The organism is Methanoregula sp. (genome assembly GCF_002835825.1).
Classification (GTDB): Archaea; Halobacteriota; Methanomicrobia; order Methanomicrobiales; family Methanospirillaceae; genus Methanoregula.
Map to the genome: position 1 here is coordinate 1 of NZ_PIZH01000150.1, position 5,189 is coordinate 5,189.

General features: G+C 55.8%; 4 protein-coding genes. All 4 read right to left on the reverse strand.

The features are described 5' to 3' along the window. Positions 1 to 593: Coenzyme F420 hydrogenase/dehydrogenase, beta subunit C-terminal domain (locus CW742_RS06735; RefSeq protein WP_292418223.1), on the reverse strand; the 593-nt coding region annotated here is incomplete at its 3' end. Between the two features lie 2 nt (positions 594 to 595). Continuing rightward, a complete protein-coding gene (fdhF, locus tag CW742_RS06740) occupies positions 596 to 2,656 on the reverse strand; it encodes a formate dehydrogenase subunit alpha (protein WP_292418227.1) in 2,061 nt (686 codons plus the stop codon). Between the two features lie 454 nt (positions 2,657 to 3,110). Next, the gene (locus tag CW742_RS06745; protein ID WP_292418229.1) at positions 3,111 to 4,208 is read right to left on the reverse strand and encodes an ABC transporter ATP-binding protein; all 1,098 of its coding nucleotides are present in this window, start codon (positions 4,206 to 4,208) and stop codon (positions 3,111 to 3,113) included. Then, positions 4,205 to 4,936: an ABC transporter permease gene (locus CW742_RS06750; protein ID WP_292418231.1), complete on the reverse strand. Its 732-nt coding sequence runs from the start codon at positions 4,934 to 4,936 to the stop codon at positions 4,205 to 4,207. Before CW742_RS06750 ends, CW742_RS06745 begins: the two co-directional genes overlap by 4 nt. Positions 4,937 to 5,189: the final 253 nt, after the last annotated feature.

The window sequence follows — 5,189 nt, forward strand, 5'->3', positions numbered from 1 at the left end:
GGGATCTTCATCTTGCAGCGGCGGCAGTTCGAGCGCCGGCCATAGCCTGCCTCTTCGAGTTCGTCAACGGAGATACCCTTGTGGCCTCCTTCGTACTCGATGATGAACTGTCCCTTGTCGATCTCTTCCTTATGGACCTTGTCCGGGTCAACGCCGTACTTCTCGGTGATCATTTTGCGGGCAAGGACCGGGCTGACCGATCCACCGCAGTTGACACCGATCATGATGACGTTGTCGAGATTGATCTGCTTGCGCTTCGCGAGTTCGTAGAACGCCATCGCATCGCAACCCTTGACAGTGACACCGATCTTCATGTTCTCGGCGCCGTCCAGGTACTTCTTGACCAGCTTGGGCAGGAGGAGCGTACCGCAGTGGAGGGAGCCGGCAGTCTTTGCGAGTTCCTTCGGATCGGAGATCAGCACCGGCTGCGCATCATAGAGGTCAGTTCCCTTGGTGATGACAAGGACAGCGTCAACTGCCTTGGACTCGAGCGCGAACTTCCAGAGAGCGGTGACAGCACCGCCAAGCTCTGCCTTCTTCTTGATATCCGCATCGTTGGTCCACGCGTAGAGCATATCGCCTTTCTTTGCCATCTTCAGGCCTCCTTGATCTTCTCAATTCTCACAGCACAGGCCTTGAACTCGGGGATGGATGCTGTCGGGTCGAGTGCATTGTTGGTGAGCGTGTTTGCGGCACATTCAACATAGTGGAACGGGATGAATGCAACGCCCTTCTTGATGCCGGGTGTGACACGGGCACCGATCTTGATCTCGCCGCGGCGGGTGATTGCCTTGACCATATCCTTGTCTGCGACACCGAGGGCCTTTGCATCCTCAGTATTGATCTCAATCCAGCCCGTGGGCTCCTCGCGCTCCAGGTTTTCAGAGCGGCGGGTCATGGTACCGGTATGCCACTGCCAGATGCAGCGCCCGGTTGTGAGGATGAGCGGGTAGTCCTTGTCGGGCACTTCTGCCGGGTACTTGAACTCGATGGGCGTGAAGATGCCAAGGCCGTCCGGGTGGGTGAACTTCTCCTTGTGGAGGATCGGGGTCCCCGGGTGCTCCTTTGTGGGGCAGGGCCAGTGGAGGGCTTCAGGCTTCTCGAGGCGCTGGTAGTCCATACCTCCATAGGATGGGGTGACCTTCGAGATCTCCGTGAAGATTTCTTCAGGGCTCTTGTACGGGAACTGCTTCTCGAATCCCATGACCTTGGCGAGCTCGCAGAAGATCTGCCAGTCTGCCTTTGCCTCGCCGGGCGGGTCCTGGGCCTTGCGCCACTTCTGGACACGGCGTTCGGTATTGGTCTGGGTGCCGTCCTTTTCAGCATAGCAGGCTGCCGGCAGTACAACATTGGCGAACTTGGCGGTCTCGGTAAGGAAGATATCCTGGACTACCATGAACTCGACATTCTTCATAGCCTTCTCGACATGGTGGAGATCGGGGTCGGAGATCATCGGGTTCTCACCCATGATGTACACGCACTTGACCTTGCCGGGTTCATCCGCGAGTACATTGATCAGCTTCGTGACCGTGAGACCGACTTTGCCCTCGGCAATCGTGCAGCCCCATGCGTCTTCCATCTTCTTCTTCATCTCGGGGACAATGACCGACTGGTAGCCGGAGTACACGTTGGCGAGCGCGCCCATGTCGCAGGCGCCCTGCACATTGTTCTGGCCACGCAGTGCGCAGATGCCCGTGCCGGGCCGGCCAAGGTTGCCGGTCAGCATCTGGAGGTTGGCGATCGACTTGACGTTATCGACACCGGTCGTGTGCTGGGTGATACCCATCGAGTAAAGGACCGCGGACTGGCCGGATTTGCCAAACCACTCTGCTGCAGTGATGAGGTCCTTCTCGGGGATGCCACTGATCTTGGAGACATTCTCCGGGCTGTAGGCATCCTTGGTGACGATCTCCTTGACCTTCTCGAAATCCTTGGTCCTGTTCTTGACGAAGTCCTTGTTCTCCCAGCCGTTTTTCAGGATCTGATGCATGAAGCAGTTTAAGATGGCAACATCTGTTCCTGAGTAAAACGGCAGGTACAGGTCTGCCTGCTTCCCGGTCGGGGTGAGTCGCGGGTCAGCGTAGATGACTTTTGCACCGTTCTTCTTTGCCTGCATGACGCGGCGGCCGATCAGCGGGTGGGTCTCAAACGTGTTGCTGCCGATAATAAGGAGGCACTTCGACTCTGCAATATCGGCGATCGACTGGGTCATTGCACCGGACCCGAAGGCACCGGCCAGACCGACGACCGTCGAAGCGTGGCAGAGCCGGGCGCAGTGGTCGATGTTGGGGGTCTTGAGCACGGCGCGGGCAAACTTCTGCATCAGGTAGTTCTCTTCATTAGAAACCCGTGCAGAAGCAAGGCATGCACTCTGCTCACCCTGGTACTTCTTGAAATTCTCAGCAATCAGCTTGTAAGCCTCGTCCCAGCTCGCTTCGACAAACTTTCCATCTTTCTTGATGAGCGGTTTGGTCAGCCGGTCAGGGCTGTTGATGAATTCATGGGCATAGGTGCCCTTCGGGCAGAGCTTGCCTTCGTTGACCGGGTTGCGCTGCCAGGGCTGGACGCCGACAACCTTCTTGTCCACGACAACAAGGTTGAAGCCGCACCCGGTCCCGCAATACGGGCATGTTGTTGGTACGTATTTGAAATCCATGTATGACACACCTTTCTGAAGATCACAAAATGTGATAATCAGAGGTCTGGCAGAACGATATTTAAGAATAGTGAAATAATTGCAAAAACTGGTGATTACTTTGGGATAAGAGCCGATTAGTGAAAGACCTCAATCAAGGTTAAAAAATTATTTTTTAAAAAAATTAATTGCTCGCATCTAACAATCGATCATCGCATTGCGTTAGCGCGCATCATGCAATCCCGGGACCCTCTTGAATAATACCCAACAATCCAGCACTGCAGAAACCGGGAATGGGTAGGTTCAGTACTTTTCTGATCACGCTTCCCTGACTCTTTGTACTATACACCACCTGCCAAAAACCTGATTGGATAGTACAATCATTATCAGCTTCGCAATCGATCTCCGGTAAAAAATTTTCAGCCGCCCCATCACCCCCTCCTCAAAATATGATGTAATGAGTTCCCGCATACCATCAGCGGGAGGAGTTTCCTTCTTCAGGAATTACATGGATGGCAGTTGCTTTGACACCGGCAATGACCCGGGCCCCAAGAGACAAGCCGAGATCCGTGCAGGAGCGCCGGGTGATCAGGGAAACCATGACAAAACCACAGTCAACGGTGACCCGGACAAAGGGCCCGGACGGGACAATCTTTGTAATCCGGCCAATAATCCGGTTCCGCATACTGGTCTTTTCGGAAACCGAGTCTGACGGGGTCAGGGTCACATCCTCAGGACGTATGCAGAGTGAGACCTGCTTCCCCACCGGAATCGGCGTGAGCGCCTCAAAGCAGGTCTCGCCAACGCGGATGAGTGCATGCCCCCCCGTGTTCTCGATCACCTGCCCGCCATTAATAGCATCGATCCCGACGAACCTTGCGATCTGCCGGCCTTTCGGCTGATAAAAGATCTCCAGCGAACTTCCGACCTGTGCCAGGCGGCCGTCCATGATCACACCGATACGGTCTGCAAGCCGCTGCCCCTGGAGCATGTCATGCGTTGAGAGAACGATTGTCGTGCCGAAACGTTTGTTGATCCGGACAATCAGGTCCTCGATCATCTCCGAAGAAACCGGGTCAAGGTTCGCAGTCGGTTCGTCCAGAAGGAGGACCTCAGGCTCGGTGACCATGGCGCGGGCAAGGGCAACCCGCTGCATCTCCCCGCCCGAAAGCGTGATCGCCCTTCGCGAATACAGGTCCGATAGTCCGACAAGATTGAGGGCAAACCTCACTTTTTTCTCCGCCTCCACAGCGGATTCGCCACGGAACTTCAGGCCGAACGCTACGTTCTCGGCAACCGTGGTATTCAGGACTGCAGGCTTCTGGAAGACCATGCTCATTCTCCGCCGGATGGCAAGCCTGTCCTTCTCAGAACCCGCAGTATCCCTCCCATCAAAGAAAATCTTGCCGGATGTCGGGGAATCCAGGAGGTCGATAAGCCGGATAAGGGTGCTCTTGCCGCTGCCGCTTGGACCGATCAGGGTAAAGACCTCCCCCTTGCGGATCTCAAGGGAAATATCCCGCAAGACCTCTTTTGGGCCGAATGACCGGCCCAGGCGTTCGATCCGTATCATCCGTGCGGACCTCCTCCGGCAATCTGCTGCATGTCAGAGGACAATGCCGATGTGATCAGGTTCAGTATGACAACAACAATCAGGGCAATGACGAGGAGAATAATCCCGAGCGCGATCGAGAGAGCAAAATTACCCATTCCCGTTTCAAGCGTGATCGCCGTGGTCAGGACCCGTGTATGGTCGCGGATGTTGCCGCCGATCATCATGGCAACGCCCACTTCGGCAATTGCCCGGCCGAACCCGAGGACGACTGCACTCAGGATAGCGAAGCGTGCCTCCCTGACGATCTCGACGATCTTCTGGAACTGGGTCGCACCCAGCGACACGAGCGTATCGCTGATGCTCTTGTCGATCCCGCTGAGGGCAGAAATGACCAGACCCATCATGATGGGGATGATGAGGACCGTCTGCCCAAGAATCATTCCCTGCGGCGTGAAAAGGAGACCCAGGATCCCCAGCGGGCCGCTTCGCGAGATGAGGAGATAGAGGATGAGGCCGACAACCACGGTCGGGACGGAATACAGTGTCTGGATGATGATGATGACCGCACGCTTGCCGTAAAAATCATTGAAGTGGATGAGGGCGCCGGCCGGGATGGCTATGAGGGCGGCAATGATGGTTGCCGAGAGGGAGATGTACAGGGAAAGCGCAGCAATCTGCATGACCTCAGGGTTAAGGGTAACGATCAGGTCAACTGCCTGGATAATGCCATTAGCAATGTCGCTCACTCAAGACACCTCTCCATCGCGGGGCCTTGTCCGGAATACCCGGACCCTCGTGGATATGGCCTTCCGGTAATCTGTATTGTCTGCTCATCATGGTTAATGAAATGCTCCGGGCAGGATCGGATCCGCTGCGGGATGCTACGACACTCAGGGATATTCATTGTTCCAGGGATTCAACGGGGAAAAAGGAGAGGATTTATACTGTTGTTGCAGCAGCTGCCGGGGCAGCGGTTGCTGCCGGAGCGACTGCGGTTGC

Excerpts from the sequence above, each read along its gene's own strand:
- fdhF (WP_292418227.1), bottom strand. The coding sequence starts at position 2,656 with ATGGATTTCAAATACGTACCAACAACATGCCCGTATTGCGGGACCGGG.
- CW742_RS06745 (WP_292418229.1), bottom strand. The coding sequence starts at position 4,208 with ATGATACGGATCGAACGCCTGGGCCGGTCATTCGGCCCAAAAGAGGTC.